We start from the raw sequence: 26,295 nt of genomic DNA, 5'->3' as shown, positions 1-26,295 counted from the left end.
TAGCAAAAAATGGTGCAATCAACAGCTTCACAGCAAAAATGGTTTACCGCATTTTTTCGGCGCGGACATTTACTTGTATTGAGTATCGTGATTATTTTGGTTGCAGGTATTTCAGCCATCCAAACCCTCCCTCGACTTGAAGATCCCCGAATCGACCTGAGAAATGTCAGTGTACTCACTAGTTTTCCCGGTGCTTCGGCGGAGCGCGTTGAAGCCTTGGTTACCGATGTGCTCGAAGACGAATTACGGCAATTACACGAAATTAAAAAGCTTGATTCGAGCTCAAAAGCGGGTTTTTCTGCTATTGCAATCGAACTACAAGATTGGACAGACGCCAGTGTCAATCAACAGATTTTTGCAAAAATAAGAGATGCCATTGATGATGCAGCAAAGAGGTTTCCACAAGGTGCGCAGACGCCAGTTTTAGAAGACAAACGCGGTGCGGCTGCTTTTACAATCTTGCTTGCAATGAATGCCGCAACCGGACATACACCAAACCTATCCTTGCAAGGTCGTTTGGCAGACGAAATTGCAGATCGCCTGAGAAACGTAAATGGTACCGAGCTTGTCAGAATTTATGGCGCGCCTGAAGACCAAATAACAGTGACGATTGATTCTTACTCATTGGTCGATGCGGGTTTGACGATTCAAGATATTAGCCAACGTGTGCAAAGTGCAGATCCCAAACTTCCAGCCGGAACCTTAATTGGTGTCGAAAAAAACATAAGATTTCAAGTTGATGAACCCTTGTCTTCGGCAGCGCTGGTCGCCAATATTCCCATTCTGGCTGCAGAAAACAGTTATCTTCGCTTAGGGGATATTGCTCAGGTATCACAGCAAGCTCAACAACCAGAAAAAGATATTGCCATTCTGAATGGACAACGCACAATTTTTGTAGCCGTCAGAATGCAGCCGTCTATTCGAGTCGATACTTGGACTGAAAATATAAAAACAGTCATGGACGAGTTTAATCATAGGTTTCAAGGGAGTGTGAGCGCTCAGATAGTTTTTGAGCAGAACAAATACACAGAAGCACGTTTAAATGAACTAACCAATAATCTCCTTATGGGCTGTGCGGTCGTCATGACAGTAATCTTGTTTTTTATGGGGTTAAAAGCGGCTTGGATTGTCGGTCTAGCCTTACCTTTATGTGCGGCGTTTACGTTTTTTTCACTGAGTCTGCTCAACCAACAAATCCATCAAATGTCTATATTCGGCGTTATCATTGCAATTGGTCTTTTGATAGACAACGCAATCGTCATCACTGATGAGATTAGAATCAACTTACTTAAACCGTCGTTCTCGCGCCTTGAAGTATTGGAAAAGAGTATTAAACACTTATTTTCCCCCTTACTTGCTTCGACACTTACTACGATATTGGGGTTTATGCCGATTTTCTTATTGAACGGCAATATTGGTGACTTCATTGGGCCTATTGCAATCAGTGTTGTTATGGCGTTAATTGCTTCGCTCAGTATTTCACTTACGATTATTGCGGCTCTTGCTGCACGATTTTTACCTCGAAATACAGAGGCAGAAACAAAGTGGTATCAGCAAGGGATACAGATGCCGGATATATCCGCATATTTACGTAAGCTGCTGACTGTTGCTGTCGCTCGACCAATGATCGTTTTGCCACTTATTACTGTTTTTTGTTTTAGTGGCTTTGGTTTGTCGTCGCGTTTGGACAATGTGTTCTTTCCCAGTGCAGACCGCGATCAATTTGAGATTTACATATTTAATCCGGTGGGTAGTAGCATTCAACACACCTTTTCGAAAACACTCAGCATAGATGACTACATTCGGAAAAAAAATGGTGTGGCACAAGTAAGCTGGTTAGTAGGTGGGTCAACACCTTCTGTCTACTACAACCAAATTATGAATCGAGATAACAGCCCTGAATTTGCCAATGCTGTGGTGACAGCTGATTCAGTGGAACAAGCCAGTAGCTTGATAACAACACTTCAGTATGAATTACAAGATGCTTTTCCTGAGGTCAAAGTTGTTGTGCGGAAATTTGGCCAAGGTCCTCCAATAAAAGCACCGATAGAGGTCGATATTTTTGGGCCTGACATTGAAGTGCTCACTCGTTTAGGTGAAGAAGTGCGACTAGCCATGACGCAAATAGATGGCATAAGCAATTCGATAAGCTCCATCGATCAAAGTGAGGCTGAAATTGCCCTGTCTGTAGACGAAAGTGCATCGCTTTTGAATCACCTGACTTTAAGGGATATTGCCTTACAACTGCAAAATTTACTTGCAGGTTCGCGCAGTGGCTCTGTGCTCGAAGACACGGAAGAACTGCCAATTGTGGTGAGAGTCGGCGATATAACACGAGCCAGTCCGCAACTAACAACAAGTTTGCCCGTGCTGGGGGATACCGATTCTAGCCTTGCTGCGTTGGGGGATTGGCAATTAGTACCAAGCACAAGTGCTATTACTCGCTTAAATGGAGAGCGACTCAATCGGGTAACCGCCTATTTACTTCCTGATATACCTGCAGTTTCTGCAAGTGAAGCGCTCAGGGATAAACTTAAGCAGAATGGCTTTGTTTTGCCAGATGGTTACAGGCTAAAAATGGCGGGGGACGCAGATGAACAAGCACAAGCTCTGGGAAAACTAGCTACCTACGCACCGGTCTTATTGGTAATGATGATTACGTCCCTAATACTTAGTTTTTCAAGTGTACGTTTTGCGATTGTTATTGGCTTGGTCGCTATTTTGTCAGTCGGCCTAGGTTTTTTCAGTCTGTGGTTATCGGGTCTTCCATTCGGATTTAACCCTTTATTAGGTAGTGCGGGTCTGATTGGGGTGGCGATCAATGGGTCTATCGTTGTTATTGCCGCAATTGCCAGTAATCACGAAGCGATGAGAGGGGAAATACATGCGCTTGTCGAAGAAGTAATGGGTTGTAGTCGTCACATTCTTTCTACTACTTTTACGACTGTGGGTGGCTTGATTCCTTTGTTACTGTTCAGCGAAGGATCTTTTTGGCCACCATTAGCGGTTGTGTTGGCTGGAGGGGTTGGCTTTTCTGTCATACTTTCGCTTTTTTTCACGCCAACATTGATTTGTTTGTTGTGTCGACTACGTGAAAAACGTCGGCGAATCATGCATAATTTGCGCAATAAAGAGGCTTTGTAGATAAACACAATTTGAAGGGCTTATTGCAACATTTCCTTAATTGGTGGAACACCAATTGCGCTTTTTGTCGACGTACTCGGTATATTATAATATGGGGGCTACTCATGTTAATTTTATATTTTTATATTTGGCAATGATTTACGTAAATCTGGTGAACATTATGGTGAGCGTGCTGTGACGTCTCAGAAAAGTGATGAAATTCTCATTCGAGCTTCTTCTGCCAATAACGGCATGATGAGTTGTTTAATAGGTAGTGCTTTGTTTTTTATCGGTTTGGCAACGTGTATATTTTTGCCAGACATCTTCTTTTTTGCTGGAATTTTAGTGATGGCGGCTGGTATTGTCGGCGTAGTTATGGGCTTTTTTAAGCTTCGAGAGCCTAAATATAGTTTGTCAATTACTCGAGATTCACTCGTCTATTTTCATCGTCGTGGTGTTTGGGAAATATCTTGGGACAACATACAACGCGTTGATGTACCGCGTGTACACAAAGGGTTGTCGCAAGTGGAATTAGAGATGATAGGTTTTCGTTTAAAAGATCCTGAACAAGTGCTTAACACTATCTCTCCTCGTTTAATTACGCACTTGTTGATGGAGCAACGTCCTTTGGTGACGCAGATTAATGCAAGTCGTTGCGCAGAAGGAAAGTGTTACGGAGATGATTTAATCGAAGATACCCGATTTAAAATGAAAAGTGGCAAAACGATTAATGGTATTTTAGCTATGTTTGCCAACCGTATGCGAAGACTACAAGAAGGCCTTGGTTATGATATTTTTATATCTGCAAACGAACTTGACAGAAGCCCTCAAGCCTTTATTTCGTTGTTGAGACAATGTCAGGAGGCAAGAATTAAGCAGCAATAAGGTAAGTTAGATTTTACTGCCTGAATATCGGGGCGGAATGCCAAAACAAAGTCGCCGCAAGCCCATCCATGGGGACTCCCAAAAGGCATCCATGCCTTTTAGGCTTTGCTTTGGCATTCCGCCCCGATATTCAGGCAATACAATCTAATTTACTTGTAAATCCTCGCTTTGCGCTTTGGCCATTGGTTGAGAATAAGTTGTATCTCCAGTATCACTTGAGCTAACTCTTCATCGTAGCTTTCTTTAGTTGCTTCCTTCAGTTTAACTTCTAAGTTGTGGCAAAAGCTCTGCAATTTGGGGACACCTGTATAGCAGCATACGCCATGCAGTTTATGCACATTTGCAAGTAAGCTTTGATGGTCATTTTTGTTTAAAAGCGGATCGATATTACTTAGTACTTGTTTCAGGTACTCCACAAAATCGTCCATAAAAGATATGGCCAAACTTTCGCTGTTGTTAGAGCGAGCAATACACAGCTGCCAATCGATTGTCTCCATTGTTAAATTACATATCGCAGCGTCCTTGTTTTCACTCCCGTTTTGAATACCCGCGTCAGCCTCACACCAAAGGTTAACTACTTTGATCAACTGATTAATTTTAATCGGCTTAGAAAGAAAATCATCTAAACCACTATTTAGAAAATTCTCTTTTTCTTCACTTAACGCGTGCGCAGTAACTGCAACAATAGGCGTACCGATATTGTATGTCGTTTTTCGAATATGTTTGCTTGTTTCGATGCCATCCATGTCAGGCATTTGAATGTCCATTAAAATGAGGTCATATTCAATTTGCTCACATTTTTTTATCGCAGAAGGGCCGTCATAGGCCAAGTCTAAAGTAACTGGAGAATTCTTAAGCCAAGTTTCGATTAGCCTTAAATTGAGTTCCATATCGTCTACGGCAAGCATTCTAATTGGAGGTAAATTAAACACACTTGGAGCGGATGCAGACTTGTGAGTTTTTGAGGATGGTCCTTGCAATATATCTAACTTTCTGTCGGTGAGTGGCAGTCTCAACATGTAAGGTAGAGTATTCACATGCCCCAACAATTGGGAGTTGGGTACCGGTCCCGAGTAGAGCAAGACAATGGCTACAGGCTTAACCTTACTTAATATATTCATCCATTTTGCGCGATAATTCATATGTTTTTGGGGTAAGCTTAAAAATACAAAAGTATCTGAATGAATAAATTGTGTTGCGATGCTTAACGATTCGTAAGAAGACACTTCGAATCCAGCCTGCATTAGTTGTTTGACGATAGCTCTTCGTGAAGCCCCCCAGGTATCGACAACAACAGCTTGTTTGTTGGCGAAAGGGACGACATGTATATTGTCATTTGATCCTTCTTCTATTTTAAATGGCAGAGTAACGGTAAAATTTGAGCCTTCGGCGGGCACGCTACTTACCTCTATATTGCCGTCCATCAGATGCGCCAATTCTTGGCAAATGACTAAGCCAAGACCCGTGCCCTGATAAGAGCGGTTCAAGTCATCGTCTAGCTGATGGAATGCTTTAAAAATTTTATGGATATCGTCTTCGTTGATACCAATGCCTGAATCCGAAACTTGGATCTGTAACTTGGCAGATTTACTGCTTTCTGAAAGCGTTTGTACTTTTAATCCGACGAAACCGTAGTTGGTAAACTTCAATGCATTACTAATTAAGTTGGTAATCAGCTGTTTAACTTTAAATGCGTCTCCAATAAGCCGAGGTGGTGTGGCTTCTACTTCATACAAAAATTCAAGTTGTTTTAAATGCGCGGTTTTCGACATTGTTGCGGCAATATCTTCAAACAACTCCTTGGGAGAAAATGGCCGTTCATTCAAGCTTAATTGACCCGCTTCCATTTTTGAAAAATCAAGTATGTCGTTAACGATAGTTAACAGGTCGTTGGCAGAGGAGTTAATTATTTTTACGTGTTCGTCACTCTCCGATGGATTGCTTCGGTTTTCCAGTTCTTTGCTAAATCCCACGATAGCGTTAAGAGGCGTTCTAATTTCGTGTGACATGTTTGCTAAGAATTGGGATTTGACTTCGTTAGCTTTTTCCGCTTTTTTTCGAGAAATATCGAGATGCACATTTTGTTCTTCAATAATTAAGAAGTTGTTTTCAGCATCTGCTTTTGCTTGTGTGGCTTCTAACTTTAACTCGTATTGGTTTTTATCGACGATGGCATATAAGAACGCACAAGCTTGAAAAACGAGGATGGCCTGATAAATTTGTGTACCAAATGTCGAGGTCGGAAGCCAACCAGCATAGTATGCAGAATATGCGGCTACCGCCAAGATACACACGCACCACGCTACCAAAAGTGGCTTTGCAGGCGCATAAGATCGAACAAGTGAAGAGGATACTATCCAAGTATTACTGGCGATACTTAATACGACTGCTCCTACAGAAAGCCATAATCTTAAAGCGGGTGTGATACTGTCACTCACCAAAAGAATGAGAATGACGGCGGTTATGAATAAATTTGCCTTCAAGACATAGTTTAGCTCATATCTATAATTTTTTTTGGGTAAAAGCTTTAAACTAAATACGGTACAACTCATGCTGATAAGCAAAAATAACTCTTCGATTTTTACTAATGATTGAAGTAGATAAAAATGATTAGGTAAAATGACACTGTGACCACTCCACAGTAACTGCAGAGCTAAAATCAACGCGATATGAAAGAGAAACAGTACGTTGTTGATACTGGGGTTACTCAGCGAGTAAAATGTTGCATAGCCGGCGAGTATAAACATGGCGCCGTAAAAAACGCCCCACAATAAAAAGTCTAAGTGATTAATAGTCTTGTGTTGGCTTGCTTGCGATATATAAACGGGAATACGTGTGGAAAGGCTAGAGGATAATACGTATATATAGATATCGTAAGTTTTATTGGTTTCTAAGGAAATGGGGAAAGTTGGGAAACTGTATGAGCTGCTTTTGTTGGTGTTACCATCGGTGACATTGACAAGCGCTTTGTTGTTCTCGTACAAAAAAAATCGCGCATCCTGAATTTGAGAGCCACGCAAGCTGACAATCCATTTAGTATTTGACGATAAATTGCTGATATTTGCATGTAGCCATAAACCGCGTTCTTGAAATCCAAAATGTGCGTGAGAGGCGTCAATGACCGGCAGCAGTTGTCGATTGTAAATATAGTTTGTAGCGCTTACATTTTCGCTACGCCACTCTTGAGCCAGCATTTTTGAAGTAATTTCTTCGTGCTCGGTATTATAACTCAGATAAATGTGTTTTTCAGGATCTGCTGCTTCGCCTTTTTCAAAAAAAAAGGTAAATGAGAGCAATACTATGAATTTACACACTAAAATACGCAAAGGAACGTTAAGCTTTTAAATAAATTAAGATACTATGTGAGTTAATATAGTGGGTATACAACAAGATGTATACAGCTCAAGTTGGAATTAAAGTAGCCCTAGTTCATGAATAACGATATTACAATAAACAGCGATGGCGTTGAGCAAGTTTCACTTGGACGCTTTACCGAAGATGCATATTTAAATTATTCGATGTACGTGATCATGGATCGCGCACTTCCTCATATTGGGGATGGTTTAAAGCCGGTACAACGGCGTATTGTATATGCCATGTCTGATTTGGGTTTGAGTGCTAGTGCCAAATACAAAAAATCAGCGCGTACTGTCGGCGATGTCTTGGGTAAATTCCACCCCCACGGGGATTCTGCTTGCTATGAAGCGATGGTGCTAATGGCACAACCGTTTTCATATCGCTATCCCTTAGTCGATGGACAGGGAAACTGGGGAGCGCCTGATGACCCTAAATCTTTCGCTGCTATGCGTTACACTGAGGCTCGGTTGTCTAAATTTTCAGAGGTATTACTGACTGAATTAGGACAAGGAACGGTCGACTGGGCCCCCAATTTTGATGGCACATTGAATGAGCCAAAAGTATTACCCGCTAGATTGCCTCATATTTTGCTTAACGGTATCACTGGTATAGCTGTGGGTATGGCGACGGACATTCCGCCTCACAATGTGAGAGAACTTGCTAATGCTTGCGCGCATTTGCTGGATAACCCTAAGGCAAGTTTAGATGACTTGTTCGAGTTTGTTCAGGGGCCTGATTTCCCCACGGAAGCAGAAATCATCACACCGAAAGAAGAAATCCAGAAAATCTATGAAAGCGGTCGCGGTAGTTTGAAAATGCGTGCTGTATTTCATGAAGAGAATGGAGAGGTAGTTATTACTGCTTTGCCACATCAAGCGTCCGGTGCAAAAATATTGCAGCAGATTGGTGCGCAGACGCAGGCAAAAAAATTGCCCTTTGTCAGTGATTTTAGAGATGAATCTGATCATGAAAACCCAACTCGCTTAGTGATTACGCCGCGCTCTAATCGAGTCGACGTCGAACAGCTCATGCAACACTTATTTGCGACGACTGATTTAGAAAAAAGCTATCGCGTCAACTTAAACATGATCGGATTAGACGCTAGGCCACAAGTTAAAAATTTATTGACTATTTTGTCTGAGTGGCTGACTTATCGCAAAGATACGGTGACGCGACGCCTACAGTATCGATTAGACAAGGTATTGGCTAGGCTACATATTCTTGATGGTTTGCTGGTCGCTTTTCTCAATATCGATGAAGTGATTGCCATTATTCGACATGAAGAAGAGCCCAAAAAAGAGCTCATGTTGCGCTTTGGCTTAAGTGACAAGCAAGCTGAAGCTATACTGGAGTTAAAACTACGCCAATTGGCAAAGTTGGAAGAAATCAAGATCAAAGGTGAGCAAGATGAGCTTGCCAAAGAGCGAGATTCTCTGCAGTTGTTATTGGGCTCTGACCGACGCTTAAAAACACTGATCAAAAAAGAAATATTAGCTGATGCCGAGAAATACGGAGACGAACGCAGAAGCCCAATTGTCGCAAGAGGCGAAGCAAAAGCACTAAGCGAGAAAGAGCTTGTGCCGTCCGAACCCGTTACTGTTGTGCTCTCAGAGAAAGGTTGGGCACGGTGTGCGAAAGGGCATGACATTGATGCGCCAAACCTAAGTTATAAGTCTGGCGATACCTATTTACACAGTGCAAAAGGGCGCAGTAATCAGCCTGTTGTATTTTTAGACTCTTCTGGAAGAACGTTTTCGTGTGATGCCCACAGCTTGCCTTCTGCTCGTAGCCAAGGAGAGCCAATTACAGGGCGATTTAGTTTAGTTGCTGGCGAAAATGCAGAGTACGTGATTATGGGGGATGAAAACCAGCGTTACTTGATTGGCTCGGATGCTGGTTATGGGTTTGTCGGTAAATTTTCTGATATGTTGACTAAAAATAAGGCGGGTAAAGCCTTTGTATCCTTGCCGGTTGGCGCAAAGGTAATGAATCCTCAACTGACTTATGACATTGAGTCTGATTGGTGTTTGAGTATTTCTAACCAAGGCAGAATGTTGCTTTTCCCATTAAAAGATTTACCGGCACTGGGCAAAGGAAAAGGTAACAAGTTAATGAATATACCTTCGGCAAAAGCGAAGACACGAGAAGAGTATTTAACGCAATTGAGTGTTGTACCCGCGGAAGCCAGCTTAAAAATTATCGCCGGTAAACGGGGAATGACCCTGTCTCCCAGCGACTTAGTTCACTATCAAGGGGAAAGAGGGCGACGAGGAAACAAACTCCCTAGAGGCTTGCAACGTGTTGATGAGATTGAAATTGTCTTGCCAGAACAAGTGGTTGAAGCCAATGATGTACATGAAGATTAAGTTTGCCAGCTCGTTTTAGGGCTGGCAATAATACGCCATAGCAAACCTAACTCGCGCTGGACTATCATTCGCGGCGAATTATTTAGGAGGTATGTGTGCTTTCGAAGATTTTATCTGCTGATGCCGCGACAAAACCTTGGTAAATTTCTCCATTTGCAAGTGGGAAACGCTCTGCAAATTCATAAAAACAACTCGGAATATCTAGGCTTTGATCACTAAAATCAACAGAAGCTTTGTCTGCCATGGTTGAAGATTGTGCCAAACAGACGTCTCTTCCACCTTTAATCTCGCCTCCCGCAGTGTTAAGCGTATAACCAGCTTCTTTTAGAAGTTGATTCACTTCTTGTAGGTTTCTTACGTTTTTTAAATGATTTACGCTTACGGTAAAGTGGTTGGCACGAAAACCCCAAGCAGCCAACCAAGCAGCATACTCCGATTCTTCAAGTAAGTTTTGGTACTCAGTGCTTGAAACCTGCCAATGACGACCAGAATACAAAAAGGTATCTGTGGATGTAGCGTCAGCAGAGATTTGCAAAACTATTTTTTCAATCACTTGTTGTGCGTTATTCGAAAGCTCTTCTACTTTAAGCTCACTAATAAATACTTTGGGTTTTGTTAGGTCTTTATGCTCAAAGTGCTTTGCATTGAGCTTTTTGGCTTTAAAGTCATACTCGCCTTTGGCTTCATACCCAAGCGTTTCAAAATGCTTAGCTAATACGCCTAGCTCAACTTTTGGGTGATTAAAGGTCCTGAGCGCAATGTGGTCATTAACTATAACTTTATTACCTGTTTTTTCACTGAGCAAGTGGTGAATAGCATGAGCCGATGGCGTGATTGACACGTAGTCTTGCCATAGACCTGCAAACAATTCGTCGATTGAAGTATGCATCTTAATGTTCCTTTGGGTCGTCGCAATTGAAAGCGCCCGTTAAATCGTGCTTTGCAAGGGTAATATTTAGTTAAATACTACCCTTTACCCTATATTTATAGTGTGAGCCCTGGGCTTAAGTTGTCTGGAAGCTCGATTTCTTCAAGCTCAACTGATGCTACCGGATAGGCACAATAATCAGCGGCGTAGTAGGCGCTGGCTCTATGATTACCGCTTTCACCAATGCCGCCAAATGGTGCTGCACTACTGGCGCCTGTAATTGGGCGGTTCCAGTTAACTATTCCGGCGCGTATACGAGGTAAAAAGTACTCATATTCACTGCGGTCATCAGCAAGTAATCCTGCTGACAAGCCGTATTTTGTATTGTTTGCTTCGTCAATCGCTTGGTCGAATGTCTTGTATCGATAGACCTTAAGCAGAGGGCCAAAGTGTTCTTCATCAGGTAATTCACTGGCCTTGGTCACATCGATGATGCCCGGCGTAACAAAGCCGGTTTGCGTATCCATATGTGTCAACTCAAGTAGAGTCTTGCCCCCCATGGAAACAATGGATTGTTGGGCTTGTACCATGAGTTTGGCTGCTTGACTTGAAATCATCGAACCAAAAAAGGGTTGTGCCGGATCGTCGTAATGCCCAATTTTTATTGCTTTGGTAGCGCTGATTAGTTCGCTTAGCACGTTTTCGCCATAACTATTGTCTGGCAAAAATAGACGACGAGCACAGGTGCAGCGCTGACCAGCAGAAATAAACGCTGATTGAATAATATCGTGTACCGCCGCTTTAACATTGGCGACCTTAGTGACAATTAACGGGTTATTCCCGCCCATTTCCAGCGCTAGAATCTTACCGGGCTGTCCAGCAAATTGTTCATGTAACAGTTTACCTGTGGTTGAACTACCGGTAAAAAATAAGCCATCAACTTGTGCGTGACTGGCTAGTGCCTTTCCTGTGTTTACTTGCCCTTGCACAAGGTTGAGTACGCCATTAGGTAACCCCGCTTGTTCCCAAAGTTTCACCATGTGCTCAGCGACAAGTGGCGTGAGATCGCTGGGCTTCAGAACAATTGTATTGCCAGCCAACAATGCAGGCACAATATGCCCATTGGGTAAATGTCCGGGAAAATTGTAGGGCCCAAATATGGCAACAACGCCATGAGGGCGGTGCCTCAACATCGCTTTACCTTTTGGCATTGGATTTTCTACCGTGCCAGTGCGTTCGTGGTAGGCTTTTTCAGAAATACCGACTTTACCTATCATCGCTGCTACTTCTGTTGCGGTCTCCCATTGCGGTTTACCTGTTTCCTGCGCGATGACTTTACTCAATTGATCTTTATTTTCTTTTAGTAATTCTGCGAAACGTTTCGCGAAACCAAGGCGTTCGTCAAAAGAACGCAACGACCAATCAGGAAAGGCTGCCCTTGCAGCCATCACCGCTTGGTCTACTTGCTCAATTGTCGCTTCATGACCTTGCCAAATTTCTTGGTTCTTTGCTGGGTCTAGAGAAGAGAAGAGTATGCCTTCACCCTCGACCCATTCACCATTTATTAAATGTACTTTACTTTGCATGTACTTGTACTCCACAAACTGAGTTATCTGCGTTTAGGGCAGGGCGCATGATAGATTGAATCACCGTTTTCGACCTGCAGTGCATCGGCGTATTCCGCGGGTATGGGCAGCTCGTCAAAAGTATGTAAACTATTTTGAATAGGGACAATACAGGCTCTAAAACCCGATACTTTATTATTAATTACTAGACGGTTTTCCATGCTGTCAGCAGTCATTTCGGTGTTTGATATTTTAACGGATGAGTGCTGAGCGTTTTGAACAGTAGTCAAGTTATGGATGTCTGCTTCTACCGTGGGACCCGCATCAAAAATGTCTACATATCCTCGGCAGCGAAAGCCTTCTTGTTCTAACAAACGCAGTGCAGGTTTTGTTTTTTCATGGACTTGGCCAATACAGGCTTGCGCTTCTTTAGACAGTAAGTTCACATATATCGGATATTTAGGCATTAATTCAGCAATAAACACCTTTTTGCCAATACCTGTGAGGTAGTCTGCAGTCGGGAAATCCATAGAGAAAAAATGCGCTTCTAGCCACTCCCAAAAAGGCGACTTGCCTTGTTCGTCAGATACACCGCGCATTTCCGCAATAACAGTATTAGAAAAACGCTGATCATGTTCTGCCATGAACAAAAATCTAAATTTAGACAACAGTCGACCAGTAAGCCCTTTACGAGCTTTTTCCCTTAAAAACAAGCTACAGAGTTCGCTGACCCCAGTGTAGTCGTTGCAAAAAGTGAGTATTTCCACTGTGTTGTGGATACCGAGTTCTCTTGAGGCATGCACTACTTTTCCAAGGTGATAGTGGTAAAAAGCATCGTTCATACCTACAGAGGCTTCTATACCAGAAGTGCCCAGTACTTCACCGGTATCAGTATCCTCCAAGACAAATAGATAGCTCTCGTTACCCGGATGCGTAATCTGTGCTTTGAAGGCCTCTTGCGCGCGCTCAATTTTTTGTTTGAGCAGGGCTTCGTTTACCGGTAAAGACGTAAAGCCAACACCTGACTCCACTGCGATATCATACAAAGCAGGGTAGTCTCGTTCTTCGATGGGGCGAACAATAAGCATAATACCAACCTGTAACTCTGATAAAACTACTTAGATAACAGTGTAGCGATACCACGTTCGAATCTAGCCAAACCCTCGACAATGTCTTCGTCAGGAATGATGAGCGAGGGCGCGAAGCGCACCACATTTGCGCCTGCGATCAAACACATTAAATCTTGTTGGTTTGCCGCTAGCATGAAGTCGCGAGCACGTCCTTGGTATTCTGGCGATAATGCCGCACCCAACAACATTCCTTTGCCTCGAATCTCTGAAAAAACATGGTACTTACTGTTTATCTCTTCAAGTTTTTGTCGAAACAGGCTTTCTTTTTTCCTTACGCCTTCGAATATTTCTTGGGAATTGATGATATCAAAGGCCGCTTCTGCTACAGCGCAGGCCAAAGGGTTTCCACCATATGTACTGCCATGTGAACCGGGTACTAAAGACGCAGCAATCTTGTTGGTAGTCAACATTGCGCCTATGGGAAACCCGCCACCCAGCGATTTAGCGGAAGTTAGGATGTCTGGCACTACGCCAATATTCATGTATTCAAAAAGGGCACCTGTGCGTCCCATACCTGATTGCACTTCATCAAAAACTAGTAGAGCTTGGTGTTTGTCGCATAAAGCGCGAACACCACTGACAAAATCTTCATCGGGAACAATGATACCGCCTTCACCTTGCATAGGCTCCATCATCACTGCGCAGGTTTTTTCAGACATAAGCGATGCTAACATCTCTAAGTTGCCGTATTCTGCATGAACGACACCGCCAGGTTTAGGGCCAAAACCATCTGAATAGGCTGCTTGTCCGCCTACTGTGACCGTAAAAAACGTTCTGCCGTGAAAACCTTGTTTAAAAGCAATAATCTCGTTCTTATTCTCGCCGAAGTTATCAAGAGCAAAGCGCCTTGCAAGTTTGAGCGCAGCTTCGTTTGCTTCGGCGCCCGAGTTGGCAAAATAGACCTTATCTGCAAAGGTCGCGCTGCTTAATTTTGTTGCGAGGCGAAGTGCTGGCTCGTTAGTAAAAATATTGCTTAAGTGCCAAATTTTGTTGCTTTGTTCGTGTAAAGCACTAACAAGTTTAGGATGGCAGTGACCGAGCACATTTACGGCGATACCACCCGCAAAATCAATGTATTCACGACCGTCTTGATCCCATACTCGCGATCCTTCACCGCGCACTGGTACCATTGCAGCTGGGTTGTAGTTGGGCACCATTACATCATTAAAGGTATCTCTGGTCACTTGCATATTGATATGGCCTCTTTTAAAAAAAATTTGCTACACAAAAAACATGGAAAATGTATTTTTGGAATCATTGAATAGGCGCAGTATGCCAGAAAAATTAGCATTCGTCCTCACTATAAACATTGTTCATAGCCAGTAAAAATAAGGGTTATGCAGTTATCTGCATAATGCATGCATAATTATGCATGACGCTCTTTTGTTCTTATATTTGTCTCTAGCTTGAGTGATATGAGACCTTTGTCTTGCTGGTTATTAAAACACTAAATAAGAGGAATTGGCGTAGCGAATAAACATGCTGAAAAAAATTTAAAAAAATTCCTTTTTGCTATGCGTTTTGAGCGATCTTGAGTTCTAAACCTGTTAGATTGACATTGCGCAAGTTGCTGAGATCAGATGCGGCGATGCCAAAGTTTCGCAAATATAACATGGATGCCTCCTTCGACATCAGTTGGTTTTTTTGCATAAGTTTAAACTGCATATAACCGGCAGATTTGAATAGAAGTTTCGCCAATGGATGAAGGTTGTGCTTTTCAACATACTTGTAAGAAATTTCTTTGATACTGGCGATACCCGCCACACCGGGTGTGATATTCAACCATCGGAGTTTCAACGCTGCGATAATAGAATAAGCAACTTTGGCAGCGTGCATTTTCCACAAACTCCGAATGTATTTGTGTGAAGGTGTGAGTTTGGCAATAGATTGCGCTAATACATGATTGTTGTTGTTTTTTGCATCAATAATTTCCTCTCTGAGCTGAATATCGAAAGCCTTGAGGTAAATTGTTGCAACTACAGAATGTCCGATTGATGCTAACAAGCCGAGATTAAATCCCAAGTGTGGTTTAACACCAAACTCCTTTGATAATTCACGTGCTACATTTCCGGTACCAATGGTGTATAGCCAAAGATGTCTTTGTAGATCAGGGGTAAATTCTGAATTTGGCGGCATGACGTGTTTGGATACCAAAACTGGCACGAGCTGCCTTAAGCTTTCAATACCGATGAAACTCAAAGCGGCTTTCGTAGTGCTAATGATTACTGCGTGTCCTTTGGCGTCTACTCGTCGATATTTAGGTTGTTTAACAAATTGTAATATTGCGCGCTGTAACCAGGGAAGCGCATCGATATGGTCGACTAACTTAGATAGCGTGCAGGCCTCTGTGTATAAAACGTCGAGTAGCTTCCCTAAATGCTCATTGACATTTAAAATTGACGAGAGGATGTTATCGGTGTCTTGCAGGCGCTCTTCGATATCAACTAAAAGCCTTTGATGGAACTGGGCTTCAATTTTAAGGTGGTGAGTCATTTCCGCGTCAGCTTCAATTTCTCGTTTTCTATTGGCTATTTCCTCAACCATTAACAGTTCGCGTCGAGCATCTTGCTGTTCAGAATCTTCAAAGATTTTCATTTGGGCTGTTTTTTTACCTGAGAGGACAATGGCCTCATCCAGAGAGATCAATAGTTGAAGAAAACGGTCATTAAAGGCACTTGCAAGTTGTGATACGCTCTGTTTCATCTACTACCCAGATAAAATAAAGTTATTTAGTATGGTATGGCCATGCTCAGTGAGCAATGATTCAGGGTGAAACTGAACGCCATAAACTTTGTTTATACTGTCCTCTATAGCCATGATTTCCCTATGCTTAAAATCACTGCACCACGCGGTAATGTTAAAACTAGTTGGCAAAGTACTCGGGTCAACAATTAATGAGTGATAGCGCGTGGCATTAAACTGGCGCTTACAATCTTTGAATAGTGTTGACTGCTCTGCAATAGAAATCGTTGATATTTTGCCATGCCTAATTTCAGCCGCTCGCACTATGCTGGCACCAGCATACTGGGCAATGGCTTGATGGCCTAAACATACTCCAAGCATAGGAATTTTTCCCCAAAACGCTTGTATTATGGCTAGGCTCAGCCCGGCTTCGTTTGGCGAACACGGCCCTGGAGAAATAACGAGATGACTAAAATCGATATTGTGCAAACACTCAACACTGATTGCGTCATTCTTGTGTACTTCAACTTTTTGACCAAGTTCTTCAAAATACCTAACTAAGTTGTAAGTAAAAGAATCATAGTTATCAATAATGACGATCAATGATCAGACCTTACCTACAAACCCTAGTGCAGCATAAACCTTAGCTAATGTATCGGACGCGATGGCTTGAGCTTTAGCGCTACCTGCTTGCATGACACTTTGTAAGTATGCATGGTCTTGTCGTATTTTTGCGTATTCCTGTTGGATCGGTTCAATAAGTGCAACGACAGCATCAGCTACATCTGTTTTTAGATGGCCATACATTTTATCTTCGTATGTGGGTGTTAGATCTTTAATACTTTGGCCAGTTGCACATGATAACAAGGACAATAAGTTTGATACCCCAGGCTTTTCTACTGGGTCAAAATAGATGCGAGCTTGCTCATCACTGTCGGTTACTGCACGCTTAATTTTTTTGGCAACTTTTTTAGGGTCTTCCAGTAAACCGACAAAGTTATTTACGTTGGCATCGGACTTCGACATTTTTTTCATGGGATCTTGCAGACTCATCACGCGAGCACCAGATTCAGGAATATGTGGTTCAGGTATAGTAAACGTGGTTCCGTAAATATTATTGAATCGCGTTGCTATATCACGTGTTAGTTCTAGATGTTGCTTTTGATCCTCGCCAATAGGCACTTCGTTTGCCTGATAAAGCAAAATGTCAGCGGCTTGAAGTACAGGGTAGGTATACAAACCGACATTGATGTTTCCACTGTGCGTTTGCGATTTGTCTTTAAATTGTGTCATGCGGTTGAGTTCACCCATTTGGGTAAAACAATTGAGTGCCCAAGCGAGTTGCGCGTGTTCAGGCACATGAGACTGCATAAAAAGCGTACTTTTATTGGGGTTGACACCACAAGCAATGTATAAAGCCAATCCATCTAGGCAAGCTTCGTGTAAAGCTTTGGCTTCTTGGCGTACCGTAATAGCGTGCAAGTCTACAATCATATAAACGCAATCATGTGTTTCTTGCATCTTGACCCACTGCCGTAGTGCGCCCATATAATTGCCGATCGTCAATTGTCCAGAGGGTTGACAGCCACTCAATACTTTTGGTTTATTGTTTGTTGTCACGTAATGTTCCTATTTTACTGCTTGACGGAGTGAATCAATACTATGTTTGTAGTCCTTTGCGTTAAATATCGCTGAACCGGCGACGAAAATGTCGGCACCTGCATCGTATGTTTGTTTTATTGTTTCGGCATTGATTCCGCCATCTACTTCTATCAAGGTACTTAGCTTGCGCGTTTCAATCATTTGCTTTAAGCGCTTAATTTTATCAGTGCTTTGAGGTATGAACTGTTGACCGCCGAAACCGGGATTTACTGTCATCAGCAATACATAGTCGAGGTATTGAATAACTTCTTCCAATTCATGCAGCGGTGTTCCGGGGTTTAGTGCAATGCCAACTTTACAGCCTAAGTCTTTGACGAGCGATATACTTCTGTGCATGTGTGGTGTGGCATCAGGGTGAAAACTGATCATACTGGCGCCGGCTTTTGCAAATGCTTCAATCATGGCATCGACGGGCTCTACCATTAGATGTACGTCAATATCTGCTTGCACGCCGTAATCTCTGAGGGCACTGCAGATCATTGGACCAAAGGTTAAATTGGGTACGTAATGATTATCCATCACGTCAAAATGTACGATGTCTGCACCCGCATCTAGTACAGCATCCACTTCTGCACCCAGCCTAGCGAAGTCAGCCGAGAGAATGGAAGGAGCTATTTGCATGCTAATTGTCCTCTTAAATTCAAAGGAGAAAGTTTATCGAATTAGTGCACCAGACAAAAGTGTTTGTTGTGCGCCATTTTTGGGAGCGAGCTCTAATTTGGTGCATTTATATATTATTTTTGAGTTTATTTGGTGCAGTATCTTTTTTTTAATTAGCTTGGTGTTATGGTTTATTTATATATATCAGTCATTTAGCGTTTTATTTTTTATGGCATCTGCTTTGCTTAACATGCTGTTAGCAATAAAATAATAATAATAGCGGCAGATTTAAATTTTATTACTATATAAATCGGAGAACACACATGAAAAAATTTGCTAAGTTAACTCTAGTAGCTGCTACTTTGTCTGCTAGTTTAATGGCAAGCCAATCTGCTTTAGCCGAAGTAAGTGCTAATATTGGCGCTACTTCAAACTATTTATGGCGCGGCGTTAGCCAAAGCAGTGACTCTGCTTCGGTATCGGGCGGCCTTGATTATGCTGCTGAAAGTGGTTTTTATGCAGGTACTTGGGTCGGTTCATTAGGTGATGGTGCCGGTGCAGAAACTGACTTTTATCTAGGTTTTGGTGGTGAAAGCGGCAGCTTTGCTTATGACGTTGGCTATATCTATTATGCTTACACAGACCTTGATGATAGTGATTTCGGAGAAGTTTACTTCAACGGTTCTGTAGGTAACTTTGGTTTTGGTGTTGCTTACACCGTTAACAGCCAAGTTGACGATGGTTCTGCATTTGATAGCGGCGACATCTATGCAAGCATTAGCTATGGCGGTATTGCTTTGGGCAACGAATTTGAACTTGGCTTAACTGCTGGCTCATACATGTTTGATGCAGACGGTGAAGGCGGTGACTACGACTACAGCCACGTTCAAATCGATATCGCAAAAGGCGATTTCACGTTTTCTGTATCTAAGGCGCAAGATGAAGGTATCGCTGACGGCGACCTTAAATTTGTTGCTTCATGGTCAACTAGCTTCTAAGCAATAAAATAGCTTTTAATTTCAGCCTCGATACCTCATGGATTCGGGGCTTTTTTATGGGCGAAACAATTTTCTTAATTGCGGAGGGATTATACTTGGCAGTTTCCCTTACTTTTGTCGTAAAATCGCTGCGAGTATATCCATATACGCTTTGATTTTTCTTCCATGAAAAATAAATTTTTCGACAAAAGTAAGGGAAACTGCCAAGTATAATCCATCCGCGCTTTCCTCATACTAAATGCGGTTAATAATTAGCCTTTTTCTTAAAAAGCGAGTACACTTGCCAGAGCTTTAATGGAGAGAAGGCTAATGAACTCGGGTAAATATTCTTTAAAACGTCTGTTTTCAACAGTGATATTGAGCTGTGCTGCAATGGTATTCGCCGTCAATACGTTTTTAGTCAATACGGACTCGCATTGTATAAATGCAGCTTCACCGCAATATGCGCAAGACGATTCATTATCTGGGGCGAAGACTTTGTCAACCGGTTCTATTGCCTTGTGTAAGGCTTCATCACAGAAATTAACTTGGTACACATGGATGTTCAGTAAACCAGAAAGTATGCAATTCCATTATTTACAGCTATTAGAGCTGCTAAAAAGATAATTAGTTTTTGTCGAATAAAAAATACAAACCCAGTTTTTTGAGGCAACTTCCCAGTATTGTTTGGAGCGTTTTAGCAAGTTTTTTTGGTGTGCAAAGTGAAAAAAACTATAGGAAAGACTTTTCCCAGTTTGACTCCATTCTTCCTTTTGTATTAGTCGGCTTGTTTATGCTTATAGCCTTTGTTTTGTTTGTTATTGCCTTGGTAAATCTTGCCACGTAGGCAGCGACAGCCTCTAAACGAATCAGGGACGCGGGCGTTTGCTTAAAAACACAACAAGCTCTTCATGCTCGACAGGTCGGCAAATTAAGTAACCTTGTATGTAGTCGCATCCTAAGCTTTTTAGTTTAGCAAAGTGCCCTTCAGTTTCAGCACCTTCAGCAACGATTGGAACTGATAAGCCATGTAACATTTGCGTAAGTGAGCCAACGATTCTTTGTTGTGTCTCATCTTTGTCTATATTATTTAGGAGTGAACGGTCTAGCTTGACGGTATCGTATGGAAATGCGGTTAAGTAGGATAGGGAGGAATACCCTGCGCCAAAATCATCTATCGCGATTCTGAAGCCAAGTTCTTTTGCTCGTTGTATCCATTTTTTTGCTTGCTTAAAGTTCGATATAAGCGAAGTTTCAGTAATTTCTAGTTCTATTCGATATGGCTCAATATCAAACGAGGCCAGTTTGCTGTCTAAAATCAGTAAAGCAGTGTCATTGACCAGCTGTGAGGTACTGAGGTTAATAGAAACCACAACCTCGTCAAGTCCGATGCCGTCTAGATAGCGGATTTCACCAATAACATTGTCAACTATCCATTCGAACAAGGTATTCATGTTTTCACTTTCTTCGAGTACGTCGATGAAGATTGGAGGAGGTATAAAACCGATATCAGGGTGATTCCAGCGGCACAAGGCCTCTAATTTTGTGACTGCTCGGTTTCTACTGCTTACTATGGGTTGGAAAACGACATATAGCTGGCCGTCGGCGAGTGAAGCAACAAAATCATTCTTGATTGTAAAGCGGCGCTGTGCATTTTCGCGCATTGATTCATCAAAAAATTTGAAGCGATTTTTGCCTTCTTCTTTGGCTTGGTACATCGCGATGTCGGCATAGCGAAGTAAGGTATCGGGCTCGATAGCCACTGCTTCTTGCATGGCAATACCGATGCTTGCACTGATTGATATACTGGTGTCATAGACGTGAAAGGGCGCAGAAAAAAGGTCTACCACAGCATCAGCCATCTTTAATAGAGCATCGTCATCATTGTAATTGGTATAACAAATTACAAATTCATCTCCGCCAATTCTATATACGCGAATAAATTTATTGATAACACCTTTGAGGCGATAGCCGATTTTTTTCAACATAATATCACCAGCTTCGTGACCAAGGTTGTCATTTACTGGTTTGAAACCATCAAGATCCAAGAAGAATATTGCTACGTTCACAATATGATCTTCTTGATTCATCTTGGCCAAATCTTCTACTAAAACGTTCCGAGTGAAAAGGCCGGTAATGGCGTCTATCGTTGCCTGCCTTACTAGGCGTTTTTGAGAATTACTCAATTCTTGTTCATAGGTTTCAAGTACATCAATGGCATATCTAAACTCTTCCTCTAGATCGTCAAGCTCGTCAGGGAACAAAGGATTCCGTGCTTTACCTAGCCTATATCTAGCGATGTTATATTCTTTGGCACCAATTAATTTAATAGCTCGTTTGAGTTGATTTATTTTTGATATAGGGATAATCGAAAACAGCATCAAAAACAGTAAGACACCAAAAGTCAAGGTGACAAAAGTGACAATAACTTGTTGTTTTTGTTCACGTTGTTGAGCAAGCGTTGATGATATATCACGAATAAACATCAATCGTAAGCTTTTACCGATATCAGTGAAATCTGCAAACCATATAAAATAATCTTTTTTGCCTTGTGACAAATGTAGCCCATTTGTTTCGAGTGCTGTGATCTGTTTTTGGCTAAGTGCCAAGTTGAATAGGTCTCTATTTTCGGTAAAGCCAGTCATAAACTCTGGCACGTAGCGGTTTAGTGTCATATCCGCTGCCGTTGGTGTGGTGTCTGGCTTGATGACCGCTATATCACTACTAAGCACTGTGCGGAGTACGTATATGGGTCTTGAAATATCGGATAATACAGATAACGACCACGTCTCTTCGTTCGCCACAATAGGTATGGCAGTCGCTAGCTCGCATACCATGTGACAAACGATGTTTTTTTGTGGTTGAAGCTTAGTTTCAGTTAACTCTTGTAGAGTTTGCATTTCTGCTTTTGGAAAACGGCCAAAGCTATATTGCATGTCACCTTTTGAAAAAGACATAGAGGAGAAATAAAAGCTTAGCTGGACTCGGGGCCACACTTCTTGCAAAAAGCTTTCAACAGCGTCTGGCTTTTTTTGCCTAACGTTCCCAAGTTGAACTATTTCTTCGGTAAGTAGTTCCTGTGCGTCTAGGCGGTTACTAAACAGTACTCTCGACGATCGGTAGTGATTTGATTTTATGGCATCGAGGTTTTCGTCTAAGGCGCGTTTTTGTTGTATACCAACAAAAGTGTACGAGGCGGCTAATGAGATGATCGCGACAATCACCACCAGTAGCAGCATCTTAGACAACAAACCACGCATCATATTCATTTGCTTATTTGACCCTTTCCTTAACTCTCTTGAACATTGTGTTTCTCGGCGTTTAGTTTGTCGTTTGACGGTGGCTCTCTCGTACTCCAAACGAAAGAGTTATACATATTCGGTTTTAAGTATTACAAGACAATTTAATGTTCTGATAGAATTATCGACCGCTAGGCAATTGTTTTTAGGTGATTATTGCGCCTGTCACCTTTGATTTAACTATAACTATAACGATAACATCATGCAAAATAAGCTAACTCCGCCATTGAAGTGGGCTGGAGGAAAACGTTGGTTAGTCCCTTTTTTGCAAAAGGTATATACCTTTTTTCCAGACTACCGTTTGGTAGAACCCTTTGTAGGCGGTATGTCAGTTGCCTTGGGACTCCAACCGAAAGATGCTTTATTAAATGATGCAAATCAACATCTTATCAATTTTTATCAGCAAATTCAGCTAGGTTTACAGTTTGAATTGCCATATGGCAATAATGAAAGTGAGTATTATCAAGCGAGGGAGCAGTTTAACGATAGGATTGCTGACAGGCAGCAATTATCCAAAGAGTCTGCTCAACTATTTTATTATTTAATAAAAACGGGGTTCAACGGCCTTTGTCGCTTCAATAAGTCTGGCTACTACAATGTGCCTTTTGGGCGACATAAAACAATAAATTATCTGCCCTCGTTCGATGAATACGCGCAGGCATTTGATACTTGGCAGTTAAGCGTGGGGGATTTTGCTGATATTAGCATTGCTTCAAATGATTTTTTGTATGTGGATCCGCCTTATGACGTTGAGTTTACTCACTATCATTCCACTGACTTTGTTTGGAGTGACCAAGAACGACTAGTTGACTGGCTTTCGAGTGCTGATTGCCCAACAATCATTTCGAATCAGGCAACCACTAGAGTTAAAAAATTGTATAAGCAAGCAGGCTTTAAATTGTATCTCGTAGATGCGCCCCGATTTATTTCTTGCAATGGCTCCCGTGAGAAGGCGCTTGAAGTTGTTGCGGTAAAAAACATGCCAAGAAGAGCCGTAATCCAGTTAAATAAAATGTTTACAAAAGCGTAGAGCTCAGACAGCTTTAAACTCTTAGATTACGCACAGAGGGTGAGTAGTCAATTCAAACATAAGAACACGAGTAGCGTTTAGGGTGAGATCTCTCGGCGTATTTGTGAAATGCTTTTGGTAAATGGTTGGGTATTTTGTAGTTGCTCAGGTAGAGCTTGCACTTGTTCTAGAGCAGCATCAATCGACTCGAAGGTATCTTTGTAGAGTACGACATACCAAGGTCCTCCATAACGTTCAGTCTGGTAAATCCATGTTTTTTCTTGCAGATTATTAGAAGAAATATAAGTATCTAGTACTGCCTTGTTCTGAATACCAGATAGTTGCAAAACGAGAAGTTCATTTGGCAAATCGAGCAAAAGTGCCTCATCGTAAAGATATGCTTTGTTTATATCTTTTTCTACTCTTGCATTTGTTTGCGTAAATCCTTCCACTTGGCTTGTGGAGCTGGTTTGTGCTTCGCTATTTTCTTGCACATTAGCATTTTGCGAAAAAGCCTCATTTTCAACTTGTGTATTTTGTGCAAGTTTAGCATCAAGCTCTTGAACACTGAGAATGTCTGGTACTTGAAAGTCGCCACGATTGTTTGAGGCTGTACTCTGAATTTCTGGTTCCTCAAGCTCTCTAATTGACCTTTGTTTGAGATCTTGCTTGTCGGTATTCGCGTTCAATACGGTTGTTAAGTCTTTTTCATCACCTAAGCTGTTAGCAGATGATTCTATCGCAGACATTGAATCGAGTTCATCTGAACCGCCTGACTCTTGTTTATTTTCTACATAAACTTGCCAGTCGGATACGAGCAATGTGTCGGTGACCGAAGCGTCTTTAATATCATTTGTATTAATGATGGCTTCTCTTTCGGATAAGTCTATTGGTACTGGAACATTGTTTACACTCGTATGGCTGGGCAACTCCCCATATTCGACAAGATGTTTTATTTCGTCTGGATACTGCCAAGCTATTAGAGTTGAAAACACGAGTATGAATACAGTAAATACAGCGCCGATAAACCATGTGTTACCAACAAAGGTTTTTGCACTGGGCGTGCCAAATAAGCCTTTATTGGCAAAAAAGGCGCGTTTTTGGGCCATTAATGACTCAAGGGCATTGACGTCAAAACCGACAGCGTCCACGGAGTGTGATGACAACAATACGGGGTTTTCTTGATTATTTTGGGGTAACCAGTGTTGTGCTTGTTCAGCCCATTGGCTGCTGCCGAACAATACGATATTTAGGTGAAGAGTATGATTTTTTTTGCGGATATTTGCTATCCAAGACCATAATTCTTCTAGTAGTTGGTTTGAAATAAAATCTGCTTGGGTAATACAAACGAGATAAGTACCATCTATATTAGGTAAGTCTTCGAGTAGCTCGGATATCGGCCTTACAAAACTGCCCACTTGGTGATTAGCGAGTTGCCGGCAGATTGTGCGTCTATGATCACTGTCGGTGTCACTCTTTTGAGCGGTAAAAAATGAGACTTCTGTTTGCTCACTTTGCTGGGCAAGAAAGTCACTTAGGTATTTTTGTTGGTCAGAGAGTGCGTCGCTGCCTACAAAAATAAGCTGCGACGAATAATTCACCAAATGTGCCAAGCGTTTTTGTAAATCTGACACTGTTTGTTTTCGCACTCCTGTAACCCATACCACCCACAAGAATGTAAAGGGGTATAGTTAATCAAGCAATTCTGTTAACTCTTCTGTGGTGACATCGTCAACAACGACGGCTTTACCAATACCTATTGGTAATATAAATCGCATGTTGCCACTTAATACTTTTTTATCCCGTTTCATGTGTTGAATGTAGGTCTTAGCATTCATCTCTTGAGGACCATCAATGGGTAGCTCAAAGAACGAAATAAGTGCAACAATATCGTTCAATTGCGTCAAACTAATGTCACCACGCATTTTAGATAACTTAGCAGCAAGCACCATGCCAGCACCTACAGCTTCACCATGTAACCAGTTTCCGTAACCTTGCTCAGCTTCAATTGCATGTCCAAAGGTATGACCTAAATTTAGGAGTGCGCGAATACCGTGCTCCTTTTCGTCCTGATTGACAATATCGGCTTTTATTTGGCAACAAGTCGCGATCATGCTTGCCAAAATATGCTCTTGTTTTTGTTTAATGCCCTCCTTGTTGTCTTGTAACCAAGCAAAAAATGCGGGGTCGTAAATAATCCCGTATTTGATTACTTCAGCCATACCCGCAGCAAACTCTCTTGCAGGTAGAGTAGTCAGTGTTTGCGTATCAATATAAACAGCTTGCGGTTGATAGAACGCGCCTATCATATTCTTGCCTAGTGGGTGATTGACGGCTGTCTTACCACCAACAGACGAGTCGACTTGAGAGAGTAAAGTTGTGGGTATTTGAATAAAATCAATACCTCTTACATAACATGCCGCAACAAAACCACATAAGTCACCAATGACGCCTCCACCTAAAGCAACAATCACGGTATCTCTAGCGGCTGGCATCTCGAGTAATTTGGTCAACACAAAGTTGAATGAGTCGAGTGTTTTGTACTTTTCACCATCTTCTATCAGAATTTGATCTACGCGTTTACCGATATTGGTCAGTTGTTGTTTTATATTGTCCAAATAAATAGGCGCAACAGTGGTATTGGAGAGGATGACAACATGTTGACCACGGATTTCAGAAAACAAAAAACCGGTATCTGTCATGATACCGGTTTCGATGTAAATCGGGTAACTGCGGTCATCAAGGTCAACAGTAATGGTTGGCATTGATGTG

The 26,295-nt window shown here is 42.0% G+C and carries 19 protein-coding genes; 6 read left to right on the top strand and 13 right to left on the bottom strand.

Annotated elements, in window-relative coordinates; translation table 11 throughout:
• Positions 1-9: 9 nt before the first annotated feature.
• Positions 10-3,144, top strand: a complete 3,135-nt coding sequence (locus ACFOHL_RS15260) for an efflux RND transporter permease subunit (RefSeq protein WP_376921108.1) — start codon at positions 10-12, stop codon at positions 3,142-3,144.
• Between the two features lie 174 nt (positions 3,145-3,318).
• A complete protein-coding gene (locus ACFOHL_RS15255) occupies positions 3,319-4,008 on the top strand; it encodes a DUF2982 domain-containing protein (protein ID WP_376921107.1) in 690 nt (229 codons plus the stop codon).
• Positions 4,009-4,157: 149 nt separating this feature from the next.
• On the opposite strand, the gene ACFOHL_RS15250 is transcribed toward ACFOHL_RS15255, so the two are convergent.
• Entirely contained in the window at positions 4,158-7,322 is a 3,165-nt protein-coding gene (locus ACFOHL_RS15250) for a hybrid sensor histidine kinase/response regulator (RefSeq protein ID WP_376921106.1), read from the bottom strand.
• 117 nt (positions 7,323-7,439) lie between these two features.
• Between ACFOHL_RS15250 and parC the strand changes: the two genes are divergently transcribed.
• On the top strand, positions 7,440-9,731 hold the full coding sequence (gene parC / locus ACFOHL_RS15245; protein ID WP_376921105.1) for a DNA topoisomerase IV subunit A: 2,292 nt from the start codon (positions 7,440-7,442) through the stop codon (positions 9,729-9,731).
• A gap of 82 nt (positions 9,732-9,813) precedes the next feature.
• Here the strand turns inward: parC and ACFOHL_RS15240 are convergent, their stop codons facing one another.
• From ACFOHL_RS15240 to rpe, 8 genes are all read right to left on the bottom strand, one after another.
• Positions 9,814-10,620: a DUF1338 domain-containing protein gene (locus ACFOHL_RS15240; RefSeq protein WP_376921104.1), complete on the bottom strand. Its 807-nt coding sequence runs from the start codon at positions 10,618-10,620 to the stop codon at positions 9,814-9,816.
• A 95-nt stretch (positions 10,621-10,715) separates the two neighbouring features.
• Positions 10,716-12,185, bottom strand: coding sequence for a succinylglutamate-semialdehyde dehydrogenase (gene astD / locus ACFOHL_RS15235; RefSeq protein WP_376921103.1), 1,470 nt, complete (start codon positions 12,183-12,185; stop codon positions 10,716-10,718).
• 23 nt (positions 12,186-12,208) lie between these two features.
• Positions 12,209-13,252, bottom strand: a complete 1,044-nt coding sequence (astA, locus tag ACFOHL_RS15230) for an arginine N-succinyltransferase (protein WP_376921102.1) — start codon at positions 13,250-13,252, stop codon at positions 12,209-12,211.
• Positions 13,253-13,278: 26 nt separating this feature from the next.
• Positions 13,279-14,484, bottom strand: a complete 1,206-nt coding sequence (locus ACFOHL_RS15225; protein ID WP_376921101.1) for an aspartate aminotransferase family protein — start codon at positions 14,482-14,484, stop codon at positions 13,279-13,281.
• Between the two features lie 322 nt (positions 14,485-14,806).
• A complete protein-coding gene (locus ACFOHL_RS15220) occupies positions 14,807-15,997 on the bottom strand; it encodes an HDOD domain-containing protein (protein ID WP_376921100.1) in 1,191 nt (396 codons plus the stop codon).
• A gap of 3 nt (positions 15,998-16,000) precedes the next feature.
• The gene (locus ACFOHL_RS15215) at positions 16,001-16,579 is read right to left on the bottom strand and encodes an anthranilate synthase component II (RefSeq protein ID WP_376921099.1); all 579 of its coding nucleotides are present in this window, start codon (positions 16,577-16,579) and stop codon (positions 16,001-16,003) included.
• 3 nt (positions 16,580-16,582) lie between these two features.
• Entirely contained in the window at positions 16,583-17,596 is a 1,014-nt protein-coding gene (gene trpS, locus ACFOHL_RS15210; RefSeq protein ID WP_376921098.1) for a tryptophan--tRNA ligase, read from the bottom strand.
• A 9-nt stretch (positions 17,597-17,605) separates the two neighbouring features.
• Entirely contained in the window at positions 17,606-18,259 is a 654-nt protein-coding gene (rpe, locus tag ACFOHL_RS15205; protein ID WP_376921097.1) for a ribulose-phosphate 3-epimerase, read from the bottom strand.
• A 302-nt stretch (positions 18,260-18,561) separates the two neighbouring features.
• On the opposite strand from rpe, the gene ACFOHL_RS15200 reads away from it, so the two are divergent.
• Positions 18,562-19,236, top strand: coding sequence for a TorF family putative porin (locus tag ACFOHL_RS15200; RefSeq protein WP_376921096.1), 675 nt, complete (start codon positions 18,562-18,564; stop codon positions 19,234-19,236).
• 263 nt (positions 19,237-19,499) lie between these two features.
• Here the strand turns inward: ACFOHL_RS15200 and ACFOHL_RS15195 are convergent, their stop codons facing one another.
• On the bottom strand, positions 19,500-19,772 hold the full coding sequence (locus ACFOHL_RS15195) for a hypothetical protein (protein WP_376921095.1): 273 nt from the start codon (positions 19,770-19,772) through the stop codon (positions 19,500-19,502).
• Between the two features lie 77 nt (positions 19,773-19,849).
• Between ACFOHL_RS15195 and ACFOHL_RS15190 the strand changes: the two genes are divergently transcribed.
• Positions 19,850-20,062 (top strand): DUF2970 domain-containing protein, encoded by a 213-nt coding sequence (locus ACFOHL_RS15190; protein WP_376921094.1) that lies wholly within the window; start codon positions 19,850-19,852, stop codon positions 20,060-20,062.
• Positions 20,063-20,084: 22 nt separating this feature from the next.
• On the opposite strand, the gene ACFOHL_RS15185 is transcribed toward ACFOHL_RS15190, so the two are convergent.
• Positions 20,085-22,478 (bottom strand): putative bifunctional diguanylate cyclase/phosphodiesterase, encoded by a 2,394-nt coding sequence (locus ACFOHL_RS15185; RefSeq protein ID WP_376921093.1) that lies wholly within the window; start codon positions 22,476-22,478, stop codon positions 20,085-20,087.
• A gap of 238 nt (positions 22,479-22,716) precedes the next feature.
• Between ACFOHL_RS15185 and ACFOHL_RS15180 the strand changes: the two genes are divergently transcribed.
• On the top strand, positions 22,717-23,544 hold the full coding sequence (locus tag ACFOHL_RS15180) for a DNA adenine methylase (protein WP_376921092.1): 828 nt from the start codon (positions 22,717-22,719) through the stop codon (positions 23,542-23,544).
• A gap of 77 nt (positions 23,545-23,621) precedes the next feature.
• On the opposite strand, the gene ACFOHL_RS15175 is transcribed toward ACFOHL_RS15180, so the two are convergent.
• Together ACFOHL_RS15175 and aroB are read right to left on the bottom strand one after the other, a co-directional pair.
• Positions 23,622-25,172: an SPOR domain-containing protein gene (locus ACFOHL_RS15175; protein ID WP_376921091.1), complete on the bottom strand. Its 1,551-nt coding sequence runs from the start codon at positions 25,170-25,172 to the stop codon at positions 23,622-23,624.
• Positions 25,173-25,214: 42 nt separating this feature from the next.
• Complete coding sequence (gene aroB, locus ACFOHL_RS15170; protein ID WP_376921090.1) at positions 25,215-26,288, bottom strand: 3-dehydroquinate synthase; 1,074 nt, start codon at positions 26,286-26,288, stop codon at positions 25,215-25,217.
• Between the last annotated feature and the right edge of the window lie 7 nt (positions 26,289-26,295).

The organism is Agaribacter flavus (assembly GCF_042646125.1).
In the GTDB taxonomy this organism is placed as follows: Bacteria; Pseudomonadota; Gammaproteobacteria; order Enterobacterales; family Alteromonadaceae; genus Glaciecola; species Glaciecola flavus.
The sequence above is the reverse complement of the archived record's forward strand: the minus strand, read 5'-3'. Positions and strand labels throughout refer to the sequence as shown.